The 21949-nt window shown below is 65.6% G+C and carries 20 protein-coding genes and 4 tRNA genes; 15 read left to right on the top strand and 9 right to left on the bottom strand.

The genetic code is table 11. The features are described from left to right. Positions 1 to 19 precede the first annotated feature (19 nt). Together folK and pcnB are read right to left on the bottom strand one after the other, a co-directional pair. Positions 20 to 505: a 2-amino-4-hydroxy-6-hydroxymethyldihydropteridine diphosphokinase gene (gene folK, locus ACSYAO_RS07915; RefSeq protein WP_262220541.1), complete on the bottom strand. Its 486-nt coding sequence runs from the start codon at positions 503 to 505 to the stop codon at positions 20 to 22. A 3-nt stretch (positions 506 to 508) separates the two neighbouring features. Next, a complete protein-coding gene (gene pcnB, locus ACSYAO_RS07910; RefSeq protein WP_440566776.1) occupies positions 509 to 1888 on the bottom strand; it encodes a polynucleotide adenylyltransferase PcnB in 1380 nt (459 codons plus the stop codon). Positions 1889 to 1940: 52 nt separating this feature from the next. On the opposite strand from pcnB, the gene ACSYAO_RS07905 reads away from it, so the two are divergent. After that, a tRNA-Glu gene (locus ACSYAO_RS07905) sits at positions 1941 to 2015 on the top strand. A gap of 486 nt (positions 2016 to 2501) precedes the next feature. Further along, a protein-coding gene (locus tag ACSYAO_RS07900; protein ID WP_197656034.1) for an IS3-like element ISStma2 family transposase occupies positions 2502 to 3853 on the top strand; the annotation gives its coding sequence in 2 pieces (ribosomal slippage) (positions 2502 to 2949 and positions 2949 to 3853; 1353 coding nt in all). Positions 3854 to 3964: 111 nt separating this feature from the next. On the opposite strand, the gene ACSYAO_RS07895 is transcribed toward ACSYAO_RS07900, so the two are convergent. After that, positions 3965 to 5389: a sugar porter family MFS transporter gene (locus tag ACSYAO_RS07895; protein ID WP_071229267.1), complete on the bottom strand. Its 1425-nt coding sequence runs from the start codon at positions 5387 to 5389 to the stop codon at positions 3965 to 3967. 192 nt (positions 5390 to 5581) lie between these two features. On the opposite strand from ACSYAO_RS07895, the gene fdxA reads away from it, so the two are divergent. Beyond that, positions 5582 to 5905 carry a ferredoxin FdxA gene (gene fdxA / locus ACSYAO_RS07890; protein WP_004153066.1) on the top strand — a complete coding sequence of 108 codons (324 nt, stop codon included), beginning with the start codon at positions 5582 to 5584 and terminating at the stop codon, positions 5903 to 5905. Positions 5906 to 6147: 242 nt separating this feature from the next. Here fdxA and ACSYAO_RS07885 read toward each other — a convergent pair whose 3' ends face one another. Further along, the gene (locus ACSYAO_RS07885; protein ID WP_006432432.1) at positions 6148 to 6663 is read right to left on the bottom strand and encodes a hypothetical protein; all 516 of its coding nucleotides are present in this window, start codon (positions 6661 to 6663) and stop codon (positions 6148 to 6150) included. A gap of 32 nt (positions 6664 to 6695) precedes the next feature. Next, entirely contained in the window at positions 6696 to 7589 is an 894-nt protein-coding gene (gene dapA, locus ACSYAO_RS07880) for a 4-hydroxy-tetrahydrodipicolinate synthase (protein WP_049423505.1), read from the bottom strand. A 164-nt stretch (positions 7590 to 7753) separates the two neighbouring features. Between dapA and ACSYAO_RS07875 the strand changes: the two genes are divergently transcribed. The 10 genes from ACSYAO_RS07875 to ACSYAO_RS07830 all read left to right on the top strand — a co-directional run bounded on the left by ACSYAO_RS07875 (position 7754) and on the right by ACSYAO_RS07830 (position 13661). After that, positions 7754 to 8314 carry a glycine cleavage system protein R gene (locus tag ACSYAO_RS07875; RefSeq protein ID WP_005409051.1) on the top strand — a complete coding sequence of 187 codons (561 nt, stop codon included), beginning with the start codon at positions 7754 to 7756 and terminating at the stop codon, positions 8312 to 8314. Between the two features lie 79 nt (positions 8315 to 8393). Beyond that, positions 8394 to 8873, top strand: coding sequence for a peroxiredoxin (locus ACSYAO_RS07870; protein ID WP_049445310.1), 480 nt, complete (start codon positions 8394 to 8396; stop codon positions 8871 to 8873). An 84-nt stretch (positions 8874 to 8957) separates the two neighbouring features. Next, a complete protein-coding gene (locus tag ACSYAO_RS07865) occupies positions 8958 to 10358 on the top strand; it encodes a PhoH family protein (protein ID WP_010484287.1) in 1401 nt (466 codons plus the stop codon). Continuing rightward, positions 10355 to 10861, top strand: a complete 507-nt coding sequence (locus ACSYAO_RS07860) for a hypothetical protein (protein ID WP_197655993.1) — start codon at positions 10355 to 10357, stop codon at positions 10859 to 10861. Before ACSYAO_RS07865 ends, ACSYAO_RS07860 begins: the two co-directional genes overlap by 4 nt. Positions 10862 to 10873: 12 nt before the next feature. Further along, positions 10874 to 11542: a YoaK family protein gene (locus ACSYAO_RS07855; RefSeq protein ID WP_049463692.1), complete on the top strand. Its 669-nt coding sequence runs from the start codon at positions 10874 to 10876 to the stop codon at positions 11540 to 11542. A gap of 64 nt (positions 11543 to 11606) precedes the next feature. Next, positions 11607 to 12416: a bifunctional hydroxymethylpyrimidine kinase/phosphomethylpyrimidine kinase gene (thiD, locus tag ACSYAO_RS07850; protein WP_049400932.1), complete on the top strand. Its 810-nt coding sequence runs from the start codon at positions 11607 to 11609 to the stop codon at positions 12414 to 12416. Beyond that, the gene (locus ACSYAO_RS07845) at positions 12413 to 13339 is read left to right on the top strand and encodes an alpha/beta hydrolase family protein (RefSeq protein WP_049463691.1); all 927 of its coding nucleotides are present in this window, start codon (positions 12413 to 12415) and stop codon (positions 13337 to 13339) included. Before thiD ends, ACSYAO_RS07845 begins: the two co-directional genes overlap by 4 nt. Then, positions 13330 to 13406: transfer RNA gene (locus ACSYAO_RS07840), tRNA-Arg, on the top strand. Before ACSYAO_RS07845 ends, ACSYAO_RS07840 begins: the two co-directional genes overlap by 10 nt. A 69-nt stretch (positions 13407 to 13475) precedes the next feature. Next, positions 13476 to 13552, top strand: a tRNA-Arg gene (locus ACSYAO_RS07835). A gap of 32 nt (positions 13553 to 13584) precedes the next feature. Beyond that, a tRNA-Arg gene (locus tag ACSYAO_RS07830) sits at positions 13585 to 13661 on the top strand. Positions 13662 to 13950: 289 nt separating this feature from the next. Here the strand turns inward: ACSYAO_RS07830 and ACSYAO_RS07825 are convergent. Together ACSYAO_RS07825 and ACSYAO_RS07820 are read right to left on the bottom strand one after the other, a co-directional pair. Then, positions 13951 to 14865: an IS110 family transposase gene (locus tag ACSYAO_RS07825; protein ID WP_107314970.1), complete on the bottom strand. Its 915-nt coding sequence runs from the start codon at positions 14863 to 14865 to the stop codon at positions 13951 to 13953. Positions 14866 to 15679: 814 nt separating this feature from the next. After that, the gene (locus tag ACSYAO_RS07820; RefSeq protein ID WP_049400457.1) at positions 15680 to 16600 is read right to left on the bottom strand and encodes a LysR family transcriptional regulator; all 921 of its coding nucleotides are present in this window, start codon (positions 16598 to 16600) and stop codon (positions 15680 to 15682) included. 140 nt (positions 16601 to 16740) lie between these two features. On the opposite strand from ACSYAO_RS07820, the gene ACSYAO_RS07815 reads away from it, so the two are divergent. Then, complete coding sequence (locus tag ACSYAO_RS07815) at positions 16741 to 17442, top strand: pirin family protein (RefSeq protein WP_012510689.1); 702 nt, start codon at positions 16741 to 16743, stop codon at positions 17440 to 17442. A gap of 115 nt (positions 17443 to 17557) precedes the next feature. On the opposite strand, the gene ACSYAO_RS07810 is transcribed toward ACSYAO_RS07815, so the two are convergent. Both ACSYAO_RS07810 and ACSYAO_RS07805 read right to left on the bottom strand, forming a co-directional pair. Then, entirely contained in the window at positions 17558 to 19762 is a 2205-nt protein-coding gene (locus ACSYAO_RS07810) for a TonB-dependent siderophore receptor (RefSeq protein WP_197655808.1), read from the bottom strand. A 147-nt stretch (positions 19763 to 19909) separates the two neighbouring features. Further along, positions 19910 to 20605, bottom strand: coding sequence for an alpha/beta hydrolase (locus ACSYAO_RS07805; protein WP_197655809.1), 696 nt, complete (start codon positions 20603 to 20605; stop codon positions 19910 to 19912). A 184-nt stretch (positions 20606 to 20789) separates the two neighbouring features. Between ACSYAO_RS07805 and ACSYAO_RS07800 the strand changes: the two genes are divergently transcribed. Continuing rightward, the gene (locus ACSYAO_RS07800; protein ID WP_197655817.1) at positions 20790 to 21929 is read left to right on the top strand and encodes an MFS transporter; all 1140 of its coding nucleotides are present in this window, start codon (positions 20790 to 20792) and stop codon (positions 21927 to 21929) included. Positions 21930 to 21949 lie beyond the last annotated feature (20 nt).

Raw genomic sequence — 21949 nt, 5'->3', positions numbered from 1 at the left:
GGAGATAACCCGGGCATTATCACCCTATCGGCGCAATCCCGCAGGCATCCACCCGCATCACTGCATCCCGCACGCGGCCATGGCCGGGAATGGCCAGATCCGGCGCGATTTCGGCCAGCGGCACCAACACGAAGGCACGCTCGTGCAGGTAAGGATGCGGCACCTGCAGACCAGGCTGGTCGAGCACCTGCGCGCCATACAGCAGCAGGTCCAGGTCCAGCGCGCGCGGGCCCCAGTGCACCGCCGGATCGCGTACGCGACCAAAACGCTGCTCCAGCGCCAGCATCGCCTGCAGCAGCCTATCGGCGGGCAGCGTGGTCTCGACCGCGGCCACCGCGTTGACGAACGGCGGCTGGTCTTCATTGCCCCAGGCCGGCGTGGCGTACAGCCTTGAGGCTTGGCGCAGGCGGGTATCGGGCAGGCCGTCGAGCGCGGCAATCGCCGCGCCGACGGTGGCGGCCGCGTCGCCAAGGTTGGCGCCGAGGCCGATCCAGGCAAGGGTCATCGTTTACTCGCCAGCCGCACCGGCCGGGGCACCCGGACGACGGCGGCGACGGCGGCGCTTGCGCGGTGCCCCGCTCTCGTCATCCCCCTCTTCGCTGTGCATCACGTCCAGCGACGATTCCAGCTCGCGACCGGACTGCGCCTGCGCCTCACGCCAGAACTCGACATCGGCGGCGTGCTCGGCCGAGGCCACCTGGCGCAGGCTGAGGAAGTCGAACGCAGCGCGGAAGCGCGGATGGGTCAGGGTACGGAACACGCGCTTGCGCTGGCGCGAGCTGAAGCGCGACTGCAGCAGCCAGATTTCCTGCATCGGCAGCGAGAAGCGGCGCGGCAGCGCGATGGTGCTCAGCTGCTGCACCGTGACGCGGTCGGCCGCACGGCGCTGCGCCTCTTCCGGTGCCACGCCCTGCTTGAGCAGGGTTGCCTGGGCTCGGCAGAACGCCGGCCACAGCAGCAGCGCAAAGAGGAACGCGGGCGAGACTGGTTCATCGTTGGCCACGCGTGCATCGGTGTTGGCCAGGCCCTCCACCAGCATGCGGCGCAGCGCGCCGGTGCGGTTGGACTTCAGCGCCTTGGCGCTCTCCGGGAACAGCACGTCCAGCAGGCCGTAACGTTCGAGGCCTTCGAAGCTGGCCACGCCGTGCCCGGACAGGAACAGCTTGAGCACTTCTTCGAACAGGCGCGCCGGTGCGGCTTCGTTGAGCAGGCCCGCCAGGTGCGGGATCGGCGCGGCGGTGCCCTCTTCGATCTGGAAGCCGAGTTTGGCCGCCAGGCGCACCGCACGCAGCATGCGCACCGGATCTTCGCGATAACGCTGCTCGGGGTCGCCGATCAGCTTCATCAGGCGCGCCTGGACGTCCTCGAAGCCGCCGGTGTAATCACGCACCGAGAAGTCCTCGATGGCGTAGTACAGGGCGTTGCAGGTGAAGTCGCGGCGGATGGCGTCGTCTTCGATGGTGCCGTACACGTTGTCGCGCACGAGCATGCCGTTTTCCATCTCGCGGTCGCCGCTGCCGTCATCGCTGTTGGCACGGAAGGTGGCGACTTCGATGATCTCGCGGCCGAACACGACGTGGGCGAGGCGGAACCGGCGACCGATCAGGCGGCAGTTGCGGAACAGCTGCTTGACCTGTTCGGGCGTGGCGTCGGTGGCCACGTCGAAATCCTTGGGTTGGCCATTGACCAGCAGATCGCGCACCGCGCCGCCGACAAGGTAGGCGCCGAAGCCGGCATCGCGCAGGCGATAAAGCACGCGCAGGGAGTTCGGGCTGATGTCCTTGCGGGAGATCGTGTGCTGGTCGCGCGGGATGACGCGCAGGCTGAACGGTGATGTAGCAGAGGAAATGATGTTGGCGCTTCCGGTTGAAGTTTCGGGATTGCCCAATGGCATCGAGGTGCATATACTAGCGCTCCTGCCTCGGCAGCGACACAGTTACGCTCCCTTCGTCTAGTGGTTAGGACGTGGCCCTCTCAAGGCTAAAACAGGGGTTCGAGTCCCCTAGGGAGCGCCAGTCGCCGCAGCAGGAACCGAAAAAGCCCGCCTTTGTGCGGGCTTTTCTGTTTTCCGGATTTGGCGCACCCCGCCCGCTTGATCGCTGTAGCGCCAACCCTCCCGAAAGGAGCTCGGGCAAGGCCATCCAGGGCAGGACACGCCGTAAACCCATCCCTGGGGGCTCGGTCGCGCCATCCATGGCGCTCACGGTCCTGCCCTGGATGGCCTTGCCCGCACTCTTCACAGTTTCCGTACTCGCGGCAAACTCGACCCCGACGTGCTGCGCCGCGTCCGCGCAACCCATGATCTGACCAGAGGCTGCAGGCCCGCCGATCCAGGACCGTTGGCGCCATGGGTTGGGCGCATGCGCCCGACGGGTTGGGCAAGGAGCCCAACCCTGGTCTTGCCGAGTGCGCAGGACAGCGCACGCGAGCAAGGCGCCATCGAGCCCCCATGGTGAAGTGACCCCCGGGAGTTGGACACCAGATCCAACCCCGAGGGATACATGAACAAATACGACGCGCGTTTCAAACTGCAGGTCGCCAAAGAGGCCTGCAAGACCTCCACATCGGTCAAAGCCATTGCCCGTCGCCACGGCCTGGAGTTCTCCACGGTCAGGCGCTGGGTGGCGACCTATCGGCTGCATGGTAGGCGGGGATTTCATCGCCAGGCCCGGTCCTATGACCTCCCGTTCAAGCTGGCTGTCCTGGAGAAAATGAGCCAGGACGGCCTGTCCGGGCGCGAGGCCACCACCTACTTTCAAATTGGCGATGCCGGCGCGGTGGGGCGATGGCGGCGCCTGTATGCTCAAGGCGGTGCCCAAGCGTTGGCACCCCCTCCGCCGCCGCCCCGAAAGCCGATGAAGAAGACCCGTTCGTCCAAGCCGCCTGAAGATATGAGCCGCGATGAGCTGCTCAAGGAAGTCGCCTATCTGCGTGCGGAGACCGACTACCTAAAAAAACTCGATGCCTTGATCCGGGAAGAGCAGGCGGCGCAGGACGCAAAGCGCAAGCCGTCCAAGGATTGAGGCAGGTTCATACGCTGTCGCTTCTGCTCGAAGCAGCTGAGCTGTCACGCAGTACGTTCTATTACCAGAACCATGTCCTGGCCCATCCGGATCAGGATGAGGCAGCCCTGTGCGAGCGCATCCGTGCAATCTACGATCAAAGCCAAGGGCGCTATGGCTATCGCACGGTGACGCTGGAATTAGCCAATCAGGGTCATCGGACCAATCACAAGCGGGTTCAGCGCCTGATGGGGGAGATGGGACTGAAATCGCGGGTGCGCGTAAAGCGCTACCAGGCCTTCAAGGGGGCGGCCAATGTTGTGGTTGGCAATGACCTCAATCGCCAGTTCCATGCCGAGCGGCCCAACCAGAAGTGGGTGACTGACGTGACCGAGTTCAAGGTGCAGGGCATGAAGCTATACCTGTCGCCGATCATGGACCTCTACAACGGCGAAATCGTGGCTTATCAGATCAAGCGTCGGCCCGTATTTGATCTGGTGGGTCAAATGCTGGAGGAGGCCATCAAGAAGCTTCCCCCGGATGAGCGCCCCATGATCCACTCCGACCAGGGCTGGCAGTACCAGCATGAAAACTACCGGCACATGCTGGAAAAGCACTCGTTGAAACAAAGCATGTCCCGGCGCGGCAACTGCCTGGACAATGCGGCGATGGAAAGCTTCTTTGGGACGCTGAAGTCGGAATTCTTCTACCTGAACAGCTTTGACAGCATCGAGAGTCTGGAAGCTGGGCTGGTGGAATACATCCAGTACTACAACGAAGAGCGCATCAAACTGAAACTGAAAGGTCTGAGCCCGGTAAAGTACCGGGAGCAGGCCCAATCGGCCGCCTGACCCCGTCCAAGTCTCGGGGGTCACTTCATGGACGGGTTTACGGCGTGTCCTGGATCGGCTGGCCAGCAGTCTCCCCACGGAGAAAGGAGGCGCTGAAACACAGGCCGGCCGTCAGCCTTCCATCTGCTCCAGCTCCTTGCCCTTGGTCTCGCGTACGTAACGGACCACGAAGAAGATCGAGAGGATCGCAACGACAGCGTAGATGCCGTAGGCCCCGGCCAGGCCGATGCCGGCCAGCAGCATCGGGAAGGTCACGGTGATCGCGAAATTCGACGTCCACTGCGCCGCACCAGCAACGGCCAACGCCGGGCCGCGGATCTGGTTCGGGAACATTTCGCCCAGCATCACCCACATCACCGGGCCCCAGGACATGTTGAAGAACACCACATAGACGTTGGCCGCAACCAGCGCCAGCCGGCCCATGCCATCGGACAGCTGCAGGCGACCATCGGCCAGGCTGCCGCTGGCAAACGCCACCACCATCAGCACCAGCGCCACCGACATGCCAACCGAGCCGATCCACAGCAGCGGCTTGCGCCCGATGCGGTCGATCAACAGTACCGTCAGCAGGCAGGCGCCGATGCTCAGCGCGCCGGACAGCACGTTGATCAGCAGCGCGTCGCTTTCCGAGAAGCCCACCGCCTGCCACAGCACCGCGCCGTAATAGAACACCACGTTGATGCCGACCAGCTGCTGGAACATGGCCAGGCCAATGCCTACCCAGAGGATCGGGCGCAGCTTGCCGGTGACCGTGTCGCGCAGGTCGCTGAAGCGCGGCTTGTGCTGATCCTGGGCCAGGCTGGCTTCGATCTCGGCCTGCTTGGTCGCCGCTGCCGCCTCGCCGTACAGCCGCGACAGTACCGCCCTCGCCTGCTGCTGACGCCCCTTCAGGACCAGGAAGCGCGGGCTTTCCGGAATCACCAGCAACAACAGCAGGAACAGCCCGGACGGCAGCGCCTGCATCCAGAACATCCAGCGCCAGGCCTCATGCCCCAGCCACAATGGCTCGGTGGAGGCCCCTGCCGCGCGGGCCAGCAGGTAATTGCTGAGGAAGGCGGCAAACAGGCCGCAGATGATCGCCATCTGCTGCACCGTGGCCAGGCGACCGCGATAGCGTGCCGAAGCCACTTCGGCGATGTAGGCCGGCGACATCACACTGGCAGCGCCCACCGCGAAGCCGCCGAGCACCCGTGCGGCGATGAACAGCCAGGAAGCGTGTGCGGCACCGGCGCCCAGCGCCGAGACCAGGAACATCAGTGCCGAGGCAATCAACACGCCACGGCGGCCCAGGCGATCCCCCAGCCAGCCGGCCAGGAAGGCACCGATCGCGCAGCCCAGCAGCATCGAGGCCACTTCGAAACCGAGCGCCGCCTCGCTGGAGTTGAAGGCCTGGCGCAGGCCATCGACCGTGCCATTGATGACACCACTGTCGAAGCCGAACAGGAATCCACCCAGCGTGGCCACGCAGCTGATCAGGACGATGAATGCAGTGTTCTCACCACCATGGGAGGCGATGTTGGGCTGGGCTGGGGACATGAACGATCCTGCTGGGAAGGGGTCCGGCCATCCAACGCAGCCGGCTGACCCGCAGCGTCGCACAGGCCTCACCCTGCCGCCAACGACCACCACGGCCGCGCCTGCCAGACGCCCGATTTCCGCCCCGCGCCGACACCGGGGGCCAACCTGTTCTAGAATTGGCGGGTTCAGGAATCGATCCACCCCCAGCCCATGCCCTTTGTCGTCACCGAAAACTGCATCAAGTGCAAACACACCGATTGCGTGGAAGTATGCCCCGTGGATTGCTTCCACGAAGGCCCGAACTTCCTGGTGATCGACCCGGATGAGTGCATCGACTGCACCCTCTGCGAACCGGAATGCCCGGTCAACGCGATCTTCCCGGAGGACGATGTTCCTGCCGGCCAGGAGAGCTTCGTCGCCCTCAACGCCGAGCTGGCGAAGGAGTGGCCGGTACTGACCGTGCGCAAGGACCCGCCCGCCGACGCCGGCGAATGGGACGGCAAGCCGGACAAGCTGAAGCTGCTGGAGCGCTGAGAAGCGCCTCTTGCCGCAACGAAAAGGGCGCCTATGGCGCCCTTTTCGTTGCTCGGCAGATAGCATCCGCGCGATCCGATAGGTGCCAACCGCAAGATCCGGTAGCTGCCAACCGCAAGATCCGGTAGGTGCCAACTGCAGGATCCGGTAGGTGCCAACCTTGGTTGGCACAGAAGCGCCGACCAAGGTCGGCCTCTACCCGGGCACGTGCGGACCTGGGCCCGCACCCACCCGACCGGCCCTTACTGGGCCAGCTTTGCCTTGAGCGCGGCGATCAGCTTCACCGGCGCTTCTGCAGTGGCCGGCAGGCCACGCGGGTCGACCGCGGAGATGTAGGCGCCGGCATCGACGGCGACCACGCGGACCAGGAAGTTGCTGCCTTCGTAGGCCACGTCATACGAGCCCAGCAGCTGCGCGCGGCTGGCGATGGTCACGCCTTCCACGCCTTCCAGCGCGGTGCCGACCTTGGCGAAAGCCTCGTCCTTGCCGCCGGCGATGGTGAAACCGGTGTTGCCCACGGCCGGGGCCGCAGCCACCGGGGCCGCCGGCTTGGTCGCCGAGGCAAGGGTCGGCACCTTGTTGTCACTGGTAGCGTTGGGCAGGTTCAGGTCCGGCGGCACTTCCAGCGGACGCATTTCCGGGGCCAGGGCGTAGTCGCCCTTGACGCCACGCTTGAAGCAGCCGGTGGTGCCGGCGGCAACGGCCACCGCAAGCAGGGCGTAGGACAGCACGCGGACGGTGGATACGGATTGACGCATGTGAATCTCCTGGGTCAGACCAAGACGGAAGGTCAGTGGCTGGAAAGGGCTTCGAGGGCGGCGATGTCGCCGGCAAGGTGATCGGCCGCCGGATGGTGCGCCACCGACAGCGGCAGCAGCGGCAGGCGCAGGTCGTGACCGATGCCGATACGGCGCAGCAACGCCTTGACCGGAATCGGGTTCGGCTCAACGCCGCAGAAATCATGGAACGGCTGCAGGCGCGCATCCCAGGACCCGGTGGCTTCGTGGTCGTGGGCGGCAGCCAGCTCGCACATCCGGCGGTAGGCGCCGGGCAGCACGTTGGAGCCGACCGAGATCAGGCCATCGATACCGGCCTGGATCGAGCGCGCCGCCGTACCGTCGTCGCCACTGAACACGGCAAACTGCGGGCTGCGCAGGGCGAGCAGCGCCTGCACCCGGCCGGTGTCACCCACCGCCTCCTTGATGCCGACGATGTTGGGATGGCTGGCCAGTTCGGCCACGGTCTCCGGCTGCATGTCGCACCCGGTACGGCCGGGCACGTTGTACAGCACGACCGGCAGCCCGCCCTGGTCGGCAACCGCGCGGTAGTGGGCGATCAGGCCAGCCTGGGTCGGCCGCACGTACGGCGGGGTGACCACCAGCGCGTGGCTGGCGCCAAGCGCGGCGGCACGGCGGGTCTGTTCGATGGTCTTGGCGGTGCCCGACAGGCCGGTACCGGCCATGACCGGGATGCGGCCGCCGATGCGCTCGACCGCGCTGGCCAGCAGCAGGTCGTACTCGGCATCGGTGAGGGTCGCTGCTTCACCGGTCGAGCCGGCTACGACAACGCCATGGACGCCACCTTCCAGTTGCAGGTGCAGCAGGCGCTGCCAACCGTCGGGATCGAGGGCGCCGTCGGCCCGGAACGGGGTCGCCAGCGCGGTGATGAGGCCGGAAAGGGACAAGGACGTGCTGCTCTTGGCTGGAAAGGGAAAACGCCCGCCACGAAAGGCCGGGGGCGACCTGAATGTTACTTGCGGCGCGAAAGCACGGGCAAGTATGCTGGACACCGGTGGATCCCCGCCTCTGGCGGGCATTCAGACTAACGCATGCATTACCCGGAATCGCCTTGACCGACACCACCCCGCGCCCCGCGCCGAGCGAAAACCACCTCCTGATCAACGCCTACACGACGCATCCGGAGTCCCCCCTGCTGTCCGTCACCCGCCGCATTGCCGACAGCGGCTGCAATCTGGTGGACGCACGCCTGGCCACGGTCGGCCGCGATGTCTCGGTCACCGCCCTGGCCACCGGCTCCTGGGACTCGGTGGCCAAGCTGGAAGCGATGCTGACCCGGCTGGAGCGCGAAGAGGGCCTGAAACTGGTCTGGTACCGCACCGCCGCCAAACAGGCGCAGTCCAACCTGCTGCCGTACATCGTCGAAGTGATCGCCGCCGACAAGCCGGGCATCCTGTTCCAGCTGGCCGATTTCTTCGACCGCCAGGGCATCACCATCGAGAACCTGCAGAGCACGCGCTACCGCGCCATGCAGACCGGTGCGGAGATGTTCAGCGCGCAGGTCACCATTGGCGTGCCGGCCAACATGCACATCGCCGCGCTGCGCGACGACTTCCTTGAATTCTGCGACCACCTGAACCTGGACGCGATCATGGACCCGATGAAATTCTGATTCTTCGCGCGCCTCTCACGGGCGCGTGGCGTTTCATGCAATTGTCGTAGAAACAACCCAGGCTCGACAGAAGGACCTCATGAACAACGGCGATACCCTGGACAGCACCACCCTCTCCCTGCCGCTGGCGCTGTCCGGTGGCGAACAGGCCACTCTCGGCGACTACGCCGGCCACTGGCTGGTGCTGTACTTCTATCCCAAGGACAGCACCCCCGGCTGCACCACCGAAGGCATCGACTTCAACGCACTGCTGCCGAAATTCAAGAAGGCAGGCGCGGTGGTACTCGGTGTCTCGCGCGACTCGGTGAAGTCGCACGACAACTTCTGTGCCAAGCAGGGCTTCAACTTCCCGTTGGTCAGCGATGGCGACGAAGCACTGTGCAGCGCCTTCGACGTGATCAAGATGAAGAACATGTACGGCAAGCAGGTACGTGGCATCGAACGCAGCACCTTCCTGATTTCCCCCGACAGCCGTATCGTGCAGTCCTGGCGCAAGGTCAAGGTTGCCGGCCATGCCGATGCCGTTCTCGCCGAACTGAAGGCCTCCCAGTCCAAGTGAGTCCCACTGCCTACTGTGTCTGCCATCACCCTGCCCCGCAGCAGGCCGTGGTGGTTTTTCCCTGTCCGTAACCAGGAATCGACGATGACCCGAGGCAAGCGCATCTACGTGCTGGATACCAACGTGCTGATGCACGATCCCACCGCGCTGTTCAAATTCGAGGAGCACGACGTCTACCTGCCCATGCAGGTGATCGAGGAGCTGGACAACGGCAAGAAGGGCACCTCCGAAGCGAGCCGCAACGCCCGCCAGGTGAGCCGCTTCCTCAACGAGCTGGTGCAGGAATCCGGCCTGGACAACCTGGCCGACGGCATTCCGCTGCAGCGACCCAATGGCCTGCAGCTGCGCGGCAAGCAGAGCGCCGGCAAGCTGCGCTTCCAGACCAGCCATTTCGACGCCGGCAAGAGCTTCGGCAAGGTCATCCCGGACAACGCCATCCTCGGCGCGATCCTGGCACTGAAGGAAGAAACCCCGGACCTGCCGGTGGTGTTCGTCTCCAAGGACATCAACCTGCGGATCAAGGCCGCGATCGCCGGCATCGTGTCCGAGGACTACGAGAACGACCGCGCGCTGGACGATTTCAGCCTGCTCTACACCGGCGCCACCGAGCTGCCGGAAGACTTCTGGAAGCGCCACGGCGATGACCTGCGCAGCTGGAGCGACAAGGGCCGCACGCATTACGAAATCCTGGCGCAGGATGGCGAGGAGTGGTACCCGAACCAGTACGTCTACCTGCCTGGCGAAGATGAAGTCGAGCTGCGCGTCAGCCGCGTGGTCGGCGACGGCAAGGTGGTGCTGTCACTGGTCGATGATTTCCGCCACGGCAGCCACGCCGTGTGGGGCATCAGCGCACGCAACCGCGAGCAGAACTTCGCCCTCAACGCACTGATGGATCCGGAGATCGACTTCGTCACGCTGCTGGGTACCGCCGGCACCGGCAAGACCCTGCTGGCGCTGGCCGCCGGCCTGGCGCAGACGATGGACCAGCAGCGCTACCGCGAGATCATCATGACCCGCGCCACGGTCAGCGTCGGCGAGGACATCGGCTTCCTGCCCGGCACCGAGGAAGAGAAGATGACGCCGTGGATGGGTGCACTGACCGACAACCTGGAAGTGCTCACGCACAACCAGGAAGGCGGCACCTGGGGACGCCAGGCGACCAACGACCTGCTCGCCAGCCGCATCAAGATCCGCTCGATGAACTTCATGCGCGGCCGCACATTCCTGTCGCGCTACCTGATCCTGGACGAGGCGCAGAACCTCACCCCCAAGCAGATGAAGACGCTGATCACCCGTGCCGGCCCCGGCACCAAGATTGTCTGCCTGGGCAACGTCGAGCAGATCGACACCCCGTACCTGACCGAGACCACCTCGGGCTTGACCTACGCGGTGGATCGCTTCAAGAACTGGCCGCATAGTGCGCACATCACCCTGCGCCGAGGCGAACGCTCACGCCTGGCCGATTACGCTTCGGAGGTGTTGTGAACCGCTGCACCCGCCTGCTGCTGCCCACGGCTGCGATCGCCCTCGCAACCGCCCTGGGTGCCTGCACCACCACGCGCGGCCCGGCCAGCGTGCCGACCGCCGAGCGTACCGGCCAATCCTGGGTGGTCACCCGCCCGATCATCGCCGCGCAGGTGCTCGACACCTGCTCGCGCCCCAGTCCCGGCCGCGAGGCCGGGCGGGTCAGCGGCTACTGGGCACCCAGCCGGCAGCAGATCGACCAGCTGGAAGCGCAGCTGTCGTCGCTGGAGTCACAGGTACCGAAGGTGCTGGACTTCGACCGCCAATACGTCGGCATCGAAAGCACCGGCAAGCGGCTGATCTACATCAACGCCTTCCATCTGCCCGACGACAGCGGCATCAACCCGACACGGGAAGCGATCCGCGTCTGTGACGGTGGCACGCAGTTCTGGGGCGCGGTATTCGACCCCGCCAGCAACACCTTCAGCGAGCTGCAGTTCAACGGCGGCTTCGGCGGGCCCTGAGGGGCCCCGCCGATGGGAATACGCCTGCCCACCTGGGTCTGGATCGGCGCGGTCGCGCTCTCGTGCGTGGCCGGCATGGTCAACGTGGTCGGCTTCCTCGGTTTCGAGCACCAGGCGGTCAGCCACATGACCGGCAGCACCAGCCAGCTGGGCATGGCGCTGGCCCAGGGTGACTGGCGCGCGGTCGGCCACCTGTGGGGATTGCTGATCGCGTTTTCGCTGGGCGCGATGCTCAGCGGCCTGCTGATCCAGGACAGCGCATTGCAGCTGGGCCGCCGCTACGGCGTCGCGCTGGCGCTGGAATCCGCACTGCTGCTGGTGGCCATTCCGCTGTTCGAACAGCATCAGATCTGGGGCGCACTGGCCGCCGCCATGGCCTGCGGCCTGCAGAACGCGATGGCCACCACCTTCAGTGGCGCGGTGGTGCGCACCACCCACCTCAGCGGCATGTTCACCGACCTCGGCATCGGCCTGGGCCACCTGCTGCGCGGACTGCCGCTGCAGGTACGGCGGCTGACCCTCAGCGGCCTGATCATCAGCGGCTTCCTCGCCGGCGGCATCCTCGGCGCCTGGTTGTTCATGCGCTGGCAATACGACGCCCTGCTCGCCCCCGCCCTGCTGACCGGCCTGACCGGGCTGGGTTATGTGGTGTACCAGCAGTGGGCGCGTTGGCGGCATTGAATCAAGGACATCCACGCATGGCGTGGATCTACCTTCCCCTGCGGGACCACGGCACAATCAACTGATGAGCCCGACCACTCCCGTTTCCGCCCTCACCATCGCCGGCTCCGACTCCGGCGGTGGCGCCGGTGTCCCTGCCGATCTCAAGGCCTTCGCCGCGCACCGCGTGCATGGCCTGGCCGTGTTCGCCGCGCTGACTGCACAGAACACCCGTGGCGTCACCGCCGTGCATGTGCCACCGATCGCATTCCTGCAGGCGCAGATCGAAGCCTGCTTCGATGACTTCGATATCCATGCCGTGAAACTCGGCATGCTGGCCAACGCCGAGGTGATCCATGCCGTCGCCGACGCACTGGAAAAGCATCGCCCGCCGCACGTGGTGCTGGACCCGGTGATGGTCGCCACCAGCGGCGCGCGCCTGCTGGAGGAAAGTGCGCTCAAGGCCATGCGCGAACGCCTGCTGCCGTTGGCGACGCTGGTTACGCCCAATACCCCGGAAGCAGAACTCCTGATCGGCCGGAAGATCGCCAACGGCGATGACGCCGAACAGGCTGCCTCTGCCCTGCTCGATCTCGGAGCCGGCGCAGTCCTGCTCAAGGGTGGCCACCTGCAGGAAGGCAACCGCGTGATCGATCGCTACTTCGACGGCGTCAGCAGCGAAGAATTCATCCACGCCCGCCTGCCGCTGGACGCACATGGCACAGGCTGCACGCTCGCCTCGGCCATCGCCGCGCAGCTGTGCAACGGCCTGAGCCTGGCCAATGCCTGCGAAGCCGGCATCGACTACGTTGCGCGCGGCCTGCAGCAGGGCTACGCGCCTGGCCGCAGCGAGGTGCTGGTGCTCGATCACTTCGGCGCGGCACCGCACGCATGAGCCTGACGTCGAGCGTCCTCGCCGTGCAGTGCGACGACGGCCATCTCTACGAAGTGATCGCCTGCGTGCCCGCACAGCCCATCGCGCGCCTGCTGTGGCTGCCAGCGCTGGGCGTGGCCGCGCGTCACTACCTGCCACTGGCATTGGCGCTGGCGGCGAAGGGCGTGGCGGTCTACCTGCATGAGTGGCGCGGCAACGGCAGCAGCTCACTGCGCCCCTCGCGCACGCAGGACTGGGGCTATCGCGAGGTACTCGAACAGGATCTGCCGGCCAGCCAGGCCGTCCTGGCCGCAGCCGATGACGCCACCGACGCCCTGCCCTGGATCATCGGTGGACACAGTCTGGGCGGGCAGCTGGCCTGCGTGCATGCCGGCCGCAACCCGCAGCACTTCAACCGGCTGTGGCTGGCCGCCAGCGGCTCACCGTTCTGGCGCGGCTTCCCGCCACCGCGTGGCTGGCTGCTGCCACTGGTCTATCGTTTCCTGCCGTGGATCGCGCAACGCCAGGGCGTGCTGCATGGGCGGCGCCTCGGCTTTGGTGGCACCGAAGCGCGCGGGCTGATTGCCGACTGGGCACGCGTTGGCCTGAACAACCACTACGCCGCGGCCGGCATGAACGAAGACCTCGATGCGCAGATGGCGCGCGTGCATGGCAGCGCACAGGCCGTATTGATGGAGCACGACTGGTTGGCACCGACCGGATCGATGCAGACGCTGCTGGCGAAGCTGCCGAATGTGGACGCGCAGCTGCGCGTGCTGTCCGTGCAGGAATTGGGCACGCGCGCCGATCATTTCGCGTGGCTGAAGGCGCCGGAGGCCGTAGCTGACAGCTTTTTCATTCAGTTGGATGAAAATTTTCACAAAACTGTTGACGGTACGCGCCGACATCCGCATAATTCCGCTCCTGTCGCAGGGCGCCCGTAGCTCAGTTGGATAGAGTACCTGGCTACGAACCAGGCGGTCGGGAGTTCGAATCTCTCCGGGCGCACCACTCGACAGGTTTTCAGCATCCGCCGCTGGAAATGCAGTAAAATTTAGCAGTAACTTGATTGTGTACCGCGCGCCCGTAGCTCAGTTGGATAGAGTACCTGGCTACGAACCAGGCGGTCGGGAGTTCGAATCTCTCCGGGCGCACCATACACAGTCAGCACAACAAGTTTATGTAATTGGCGCCCGTAGCTCAGTTGGATAGAGTACCTGGCTACGAACCAGGCGGTCGGGAGTTCGAATCTCTCCGGGCGCACCATTACACCGAAACAGCAGGCCTCGGCCTGCTGTTTTTTTATGCGTGTTTTTCGGCAGGGCTGCGCCCTGCACCCCTGGTAGTGCCGGCCGCTGGCCGGCAACCTCAACAGCAAAAGCAAAAGCAAAAGCTGGCATTCCGTGGGTTGGCGGGGCGGTGTCGGAGTGCGGGGACGCCGCAAGTACGTCCCTGTAGCAACTGTGTTGCTGGAGAGTCTCAGGCCCGTCAGGTAAACGGGCACGGTAGTGCCGGCCGCTGGCCGGCAGCCTTTGGTCTTTCACCCTGGCTCGCCTCAGGCGGGGACTAGCCCGCTTTCAGCGTCGCGCACACGGGCGTTGAGGATGACCAGCATCTTCCGCATCACTGCCACGATGGCCACCTTGCCTTCCTTGCCGCGGGCTCGTAGCGACTGGTAAAAATCGCGCAGCCGAGGTTCATGCCGCATGGCCGACATTGCCGCCATGTAGAGCACTTGCCGGATTTCGGCTCTTCCACCGTGGATGCTTCGTTTTCCTCTCATCGTGCCGCTGTCGTGGGACATCGGGGCTACCCCGACCAGGCTGGCGATGCGCTTGCCAGTGATCCTGCCAAGCTCTGGCAGATAGCTGGCTAGAACTGCCTGCAGCACAGGCCCTACGCCCTTCATCGACTTCAGCATCTTCAGTTGAGGCTGCTGACCAACCTGCTCGACGATCTGCTTGCCCAGACGCTCAACCAACGTTTGTAGGCGGGTGATGTTGCCCTGCAGTAGTCGGCGCAGTTCACGATCAAGCACCATTTCCTGCTGCTGCCGCGCGATGGTCAGGGCGTCCATCGCCTGCCGACGTGCCCGAACGAACTCCCGCATCTTCTGCTGCCAAGACTGCAGCGGCTGATAGGGAGGCAGCTTCACCAGGGCGGCCATCTGCGCCAACGCGTAGGCATCCAAACGGTCGGTTTTGGCAATCTGACCCAACCCCTGAGCCAGTTTCCGGGCGCGCAAGGCATTGGCACGGGCCACCGGATGACCGGCCTTGTGCAGGAAATCCAGCACCGGCTGCTCATAGCCACCCGTGGCTTCAAGCACGATCTGGCGGGTCGGACGCTTCTTCAGCCAAACATCCAGCTCAGAAAACCCGGAGCGGTTGTTGCTGACCTGCAGGGTTTCTCCGTCCGTCGTACCGATATCCAGCTGACGCTTGCTGACATCAATCCCGATCCCGTTCATCACCTGACTCCGTATAGTCTGGAAGGGTCGAGAGCTCCCCCGCTTGCCCAGTCTTATCGCTTCGAGTGGTCGCTCCAGCAACTGTTCGGGCGGATCAAGGGAGATTCCGGCGTGGGCGCCAAGCTACATGGCGATCGTCGCGATCCTGGTTACGGACCGTCGAGATCTAGGCTCGCACGGCGGCCCACGCCGGCTCTCGACGCCTACGCTGCCAGATTCCGATCAGATAAGGCTTGGCCGCCGCATCCATGCGGCTGACACCCCGCACTCCGACACCGCCCCACCTTCGACAGGTCCACGCGGCTGTTGGTAGGTGTCGACCTTGGTCGACACATCTGTCAGATATCGAATGAGTCATCCACGCATGGCGTGGATCTACCGTGTCGACCAAGGTCGACACCTACCAGAGCAGTACGCCGTTCCGACAGATCGCGGAAAACTGTCGAAGGCGGGGTGGGTCCGGTTGCGGGGCGTGAGCCGCATGGGCCCGAGGCATGCCTCGGGCGGGTTGGGCAGGACGCCCAACCCCGGTCTTGCCGTGTGCGCAGGAACGCGCACACGAGCAAGCGGCGACCGAGCTTACATGGGTGAGGGCGCTTTGCTTGCGAAGCATTGCTTCGCAAGCGCCCGAACGCACAGCCGCCAGCGGCTGGGCCGGGCCCCGGAGGGGGACTTGCAGCGGCCCCCGCAACCAGACCCACCCCGCCTCCCCACAGGAAACCAGCTTCTGCTGTTGCTGTTGCTGTTGCTGTTGCTGTTGCTGTTGCTGTTGCTCCAGCTCGCAGCGGGTGCAGGGCGCAGCCCTGCCAAACCCCTACCCCCTGGCCATTGACTGCCACCACTGTGACAGCAGCTCCGGCCTGCGCAGGCGCTCTCGCCACCAGCGCAGTGCGGCACCATCCTCGCCGGTGCGCCAGGCCAGCCAGAAGGTCTCTTCCGGCTTGTGCTCCTCCACCTCGCGGATCACCAGCTGGCCACGCGCCACCGCCGCGCGCGCGCACGGCTCGGGCAGGAAACCGAAGCCCACGCCTTCGCACTGCAGCTTCAGCTTGCTGGCCATGTCCGGCACCGTCAGCATCTCCTGCCCCATCAACAGACCGACCGTGCGCGGCAGCAGCCGCCGCGCCGAATCGGAGACCGCGATCGCGCAGTGCTCGACCAGCTGTTCGCGTCCGAGCACGCCCGGCACTGCGGCCAACGGATGATCGGGGGCGACCGCGAACACGAACTCCACCGTGCCCAGCGGCTCGACCACGTAACCGCCGCCGCTGGGACCCTCGCCCGGCGCACCGACCAGCAGGTCGGCACGGCGGTCCAGCAAGGCCTCCCAGGTACCGGACAGGGCCTCACCGATCAACCGCAGCCGGGTCGGCGCCTCGGCCTCACGAAACGCGGCGATGTCCGGGCCGAGCAGCCAGGTCGGGAACACCGAGTCCACCGCCAGGGTCAGTTCGGTCTCCCACCCCGACGCCACCCGGCGCACCCGCAGTTCCAGCTCCCGGGCTGCGCGCAGCAGGTGGCGGCCTTCGTCCAGCAGCGCGCGGCCAGCCTCAGTCGGCTCGGCGCGCGGGCCGACCCGGTCGAACAGCTGTACGCCCAGGTCCTCCTCCAGCTTGGCCACGGTGTAGGAGATGGTCGAAGGCACTTTGTGCAGAGCCTTGCCGGCGCCGGCGAACGAGCCGCGGCGGTCGATGGCGTCCAGGATCTGCAGGGCATCGAGACTGAGTTTGAGCATTCGAATTTTTCGATGATGACTGTCAAAACTATCCGTTTTTCAAACCCTGGGCGCAAGCGGATACTTCACTCCAACGGGGAAACACAGCGGATACCAGCCCACCCCGCCCCATCGAAACCATCGAACAAGGAGATTCCATCATGCTGCAGATCCGCAAGAGCGCTACCCGTGGCCTGGCCGAGCATGGCTGGCTGTCCTCGCGCCATACCTTCTCCTTCGCCAACTACTACGACCCCCGCTACGTCAGCTTCGGCCCGCTGCGGGTGATCAACGAAGACAAGGTGATCGGCGGCCAGGGCTTCGGCACCCACAGCCACAGCAACATGGAGATCGTTTCCTATGTGCTGGGCGGCGCGCTGGAGCACAAGGACTCGATGGGCACCGGCTCGGTGCTGCGTTACGGCGACGTGCAGCGCATGAGCGCCGGCAGCGGTGTCAGCCATAGTGAATTCAACCACTCGGCCGACGAGACCGTGCACTTCCTGCAGATCTGGATCTTCCCGGACGCGGAGAACATCACGCCGTCCTACGAGGAGACCCACTTCGCCCCGGAAACCAAGCGCGGCCAGCTGCGCCTGATCGCTTCGCCGGACGGTGCCGATGGTTCGCTGCGCATCCACCAGGATGCCCGCATCTTCGCCACCATCCTCGATGGCGGCCAGAAGCTGCACCACGCCCTCGGCAACGGCCGTGGCGCCTATGTGCAGGTGGCCCGCGGCCAGCTGCAGGTCAATGGCATCACCCTGGAAGCCGGTGATGCACTGCAGGTCAGCGACGAAGCGCAGCTGACCCTGGAGAACGGCAACGACGCCGAAGTGCTGGTGTTCGACCTGCCGCTGTAACGACAACGCCCGCGATGCCGAAAAGCATCGCGGGCGTATTTGTAGAGCCGAGCCATGCTCGGCTGCGGTTTGACAGCCAGCCGAGCGCGGGCTCGGCTCTACAGCACCACCGGCGTCAGAACTTGTACGTCATCGCCAACCGCACATTGCGCGGCTCACCCCAGGTGTAGGTGCTGTACCAGCTGAAGATCGTGTAGTAAAGCTTGTCCAGCAGGTTGTTGACGTTGAGCGTGGCCGACAGGCGATCGTTGAATTCATAGCGCGCCATTGCATCGAGCAGCCAGTAGGGTTGGGTGCGATGCACCACCTTGGCCTGCGTGGCCGGGTTGGTGATCTCACCGAAAGTGGAATCCTGCCAGCGCGCGCCACCGCCCAGCGTCAGCCCCTTCCAGTCGCCGCGCAGGCGGTAGCTGGTGTGCAGGCTGAACTGGTTTTCCGGCTCCAGTGTGGTCACCTTGGCACCGGCCTGGCGGGCGATCTTGTGCGAGAACCCACCCTGCACCTGCCAGCCCTCGGCCAGCTGGCCCGACATTTCCAGCTCGTAGCCCTTGGTACGCACGCCCATCAGGGCGCGATACGCATCCTGCCCGTCCGGCGTCTTGCTGCCGGTGGGCTGGGCGAAGTTGTCCTGGTCGAGCTGGAACAGCGCCGCACTGGCGTTGAAGCGCCCATCGAGGAACTCGGCCTTCAGGCCCATCTCGTAGCTGCGGCCTTCCAGCGGATCCAGTGCCTTGCCCTGCTCGTCGCGTTCGCTATGCGGTTTGAAGATGGTGCTGTAGCTGGCGTACACCGAATAGTGCTCACCGAGGTCGTAGACCACACCGGCATACGGCACGAACACGCCGGTCTCGCGCGTGTCCGGCGAGCGGTAGCTGGCCAGGCGACTGCCCACGATCACCTTCAGTGGATCGGCCACGTCGAAACGGCCGACCACATACAGGCCGTTCTCACGCGTCACTTCGTTGTTGCTGTAGCTGCGCTGCCACTCCGGCTCGGGAATGTCGCCATTCCAGGTTCTGTAGTCCGGCACGGTATCCGGGAACCCCGCCTGCGGGCCGTAGCCGGTGTTGGTCCAGCGCTTGCGCGAGGCGCTGCCACCGACGACCAGCTCATGCTCGCGGCCGAACAGGCCGAAATGACCGCTCAGGTAGAAGTCGGCCGCATTGCTGACGGTCTTGCCAACGTACTTGCCGAGCCACAGGCTGACGCCCTCGCCGGTCAACGGATCGGGATTGCCGGCGGCGGCACCGGCCAGTGCCGCGTCATAGCCGTTGACCTGGTGGTTGAGCTGCAGCTTGGCCACCCAGTCGTTGGCGAAGGTATGCTCGAGCGTGGCGAAGCCGGTGCGCACATACTGGCGCCAGCCACTCCAGCGGGTGCCGTTGTTGAACGAACGCGGCATGTCATTGAAGTTGCCGGCACTGTCCAGAAGAGGGATGCCACCCCAGGTCGAGCCCTTCGGGTCGCTGTCCATCGCATCGCCACCCACGGTCAGCAGCGTGCGCTCGCCCAGATCGGCTTCCAGCACCGCGTAGCCCACCTTGCTGGTGCGCTGGTAGAAGTCGAGATTGGAATGCTTGTCCTGCCAGGCGCCCACCGCGCGACCGCGCACACGTCCATCGGCGGTCAACGGACCGCCAACATCGATCTCGGCACGATAGTCATCCCAGCGGCCCACACCCAGCGTGGCACTGCCGGCGAACTCCTTGCCCGGCTTCTTGCGCACCAGGTTGATGGTCGCGCCGGGATCGCCCATGCCGGTGAGCAGGCCGGTCGCGCCCTTGAGCACTTCGATGCGGTCATAGATCGCGGTATCGCTGAGCGTGTTGCCCGCCGAATAGGCCGAGTCACGCGACATCGGGATGCCGTCGTACTGGAAGTTCTGCACGGCAAATCCACGTGCGTAGTACTCGGTGCGCTCGCTGTCGTAGGTGACGATGCTGATGCCCGGGGTCACCCGCATCACGTCATCGATGCCGTTCAGGCCAAAGTCGTCCATCTGAGCGCGGGTAATGACGCTGATGGTCTGCGGGGTCTGCCGTGGCGTCAGCACCAGGCGGGTGGCGGTGGCGATGGTGCCGGGCGTGTACGCGCCGCTGCCCTCGGTGATGGTGCCGAGCAGGTTGGCGGTGACCTGCACGGTCTGCAGGGTCTGCGACGCCGGGGCCTCGGCGGCCTTGTCCGGCTCGGCGGCGGACTGCGCGGCTGCGATGCCGCTGCTGGCCAGTGCGGTGATCAGCAGGCCCTGGGCAAGCGCCTGCGGCAACGCACGGCGACGCGGCAATTGGGACGGAATACGGGCATCAGGCACAGACAGCACGGCGGGACCTCCACGATCGGGTGGGATCCTCTGGCGGCGGCTGGAGGGAAGACGGGGACGCGGCCGGATGGCCGCAGGCGCAGGAGTGTACTCCCCTGCGCCCCGGCTGTCGTGCGGTGTGCTGTGGTGCGGCGCGCTGCCGCAGGCTCAGCCGCCGATGGCGGCGCAGGCCTCCAGGATCAGTGCGGTCACGTCCTTCGGCTGCGAGGCCAGCGAGGCATGGCTGGCATCCAGCTCCAGCAGTCGCTTGGGCTGCATGCGCGTGGCCATTGCCCTCTGGTTCTCCGGCGCGATCATCCGATCATGGCGGGACAGCTGGTACCAGCTCGGCTTGTGCTTCCACGCCGGGTCGCTCACCGCATCACCGAAAGTGCTGGCCAGCGGCGCCTTCTGGGTCACCGCCATCACCCGGCCCTCGTCGTCGCTCAGGTCCTGGCAGAAGCTTTCATGGAACTTGTCGGCGCGCAGCCACAGGTAACCATCACTGTCCGGCGCCAGGTTCGGTGCCGCTTCCGGCAGATGCTGCTGGGTGATGCCACCGGGGCTCTCGCCGGCATCCGGGGCGAACGCTGCGATATAGACCAGGCCCTTCACGTTGGCCTCGTTGCCGGCCTGGCTGATCACCGCACCACCGTAGGAGTGGCCGACCAGCAGCACCGGCCCGTCGATCTGCCGGATCATTTTATGGGTGCGGCCGGCATCGTCGGCCAGCGAGGTGAGTGGCAGTTCCACCGCCTGCACGCGGTCATGGCCGTTGCGATGCAGCTCCAGGATCACTTTGGCCCAGTGTGCGGCCCCGCCCCAGAAACCATGGACGAGGAGGATGGTCGGTGTCGTGCTCATGTACGGATCTCCGGCAGCGGCCGGCGGAATGCCGACCGTGTCGCCACTGTCCGTCTTTGGCGTTAATCAGCGGTGACGCATTCGGGTCACTGCAATCGTATGCGTCGCTGGATGTCATGCATGGCACTTGCCGATCCCGCTTGAAAACGTTTTCATGGATGATCCTTGGAGCTTCGTATCGCGCATGACGCCTTCATCCCCACGTGCCCAGCAGCACGCCACCCGCGCTGCCTTCTTCATTCCCGGATTCGCCACCGCCGCCTGGGCACCGATGGTGCCCTACGCCAAGGCCAAGGCCGGGCTGTCCGACGCCAGCCTCGGCGCAGTGCTGCTGTGCCTCGGGCTCGGCTCACTGCTGGCGATGCCACTGGCAGGTGCGCTGACCGGGCGGCTGGGATGCCGCCGGGTGATGGTGATCACCTGCGTGATGATGCTGTGCGCCCTGCCCTTGCTGGTGCTGGCGCCCTCTCCGGTAGCGCTGGGCGCGGCCCTGTTCGTGTTCGGCGCCGGCGTCGGTGCACTGGATTGTGCGATGAACATGCAGGCGGTCGCGGTCGAGCGCGACGCCGGGCGCGCGATGATGTCCGGATTCCATGCCTTCTACAGCATCGGCGGCTTCGTCGGTGCCGGCTGCATGACCGGCATGCTGATCCTGGGTACGCCGCTGTGGCTGGCCGCGTTGGTTTCGGTGGCCGCACTGCTGCTGGTGGCAGTGCTGTCGGCACCGCACTGGCGCCCGCAACGGATCCTGCATGAAGGCCCCCTGCTGGCACTGCCGCATGGCGTGGTGCTGTTCATCGGCGTGCTGGCCTTCGTGGTGTTCCTCGCCGAGGGCTCGATGCTGGACTGGAGCGCGGTGTTCCTCGCCGAAGTGCGGCAGGTGCCACGTGACCAGGCCGGTGCCGGCTTTGCACTGTTCACCCTGGCGATGACCGCGATGCGCCTGTTCGGCGACGGCATCGTCGAGCGCCTCGGCCGGACCCGCACCCTGGTCTTCGGCGGCATCACCGCTGCTGCGGGTTTCACCCTGGCCACGCTGGTGCCATCGTTTCCGGTGGCGCTGGCCGGTTACATACTGGTTGGGCTGGGCTGCGCCAACATCGTGCCGGCGCTGTTCTCGATGGCCGGCCAACAGCGGGTGATGCCGGAGAGCATCGCCATCACTGCGGTCACCACGCTGGGCTACGCCGGCATCCTCGCCGGACCGGCAGCGATCGGCGCACTCGCACACGCCACCAGCCTCGGCTTCGCCTTCCTGTGCGTGGCCGCGCTGCTGCTGGGCGTCGCGGCGTCTGCGCGCTCGCTGGCAAGACGGGTGGCCTGACAGAAAAAAGGGGACGGAGG

It is taken from the genome of Stenotrophomonas sp. STK16_22 (genome assembly GCF_051984505.1).
GTDB classification, from domain to species: domain Bacteria; phylum Pseudomonadota; class Gammaproteobacteria; order Xanthomonadales; family Xanthomonadaceae; genus Stenotrophomonas; species Stenotrophomonas maltophilia_A.
The sequence above is the reverse complement of the archived record's forward strand: the minus strand, read 5'-3'. Positions and strand labels throughout refer to the sequence as shown.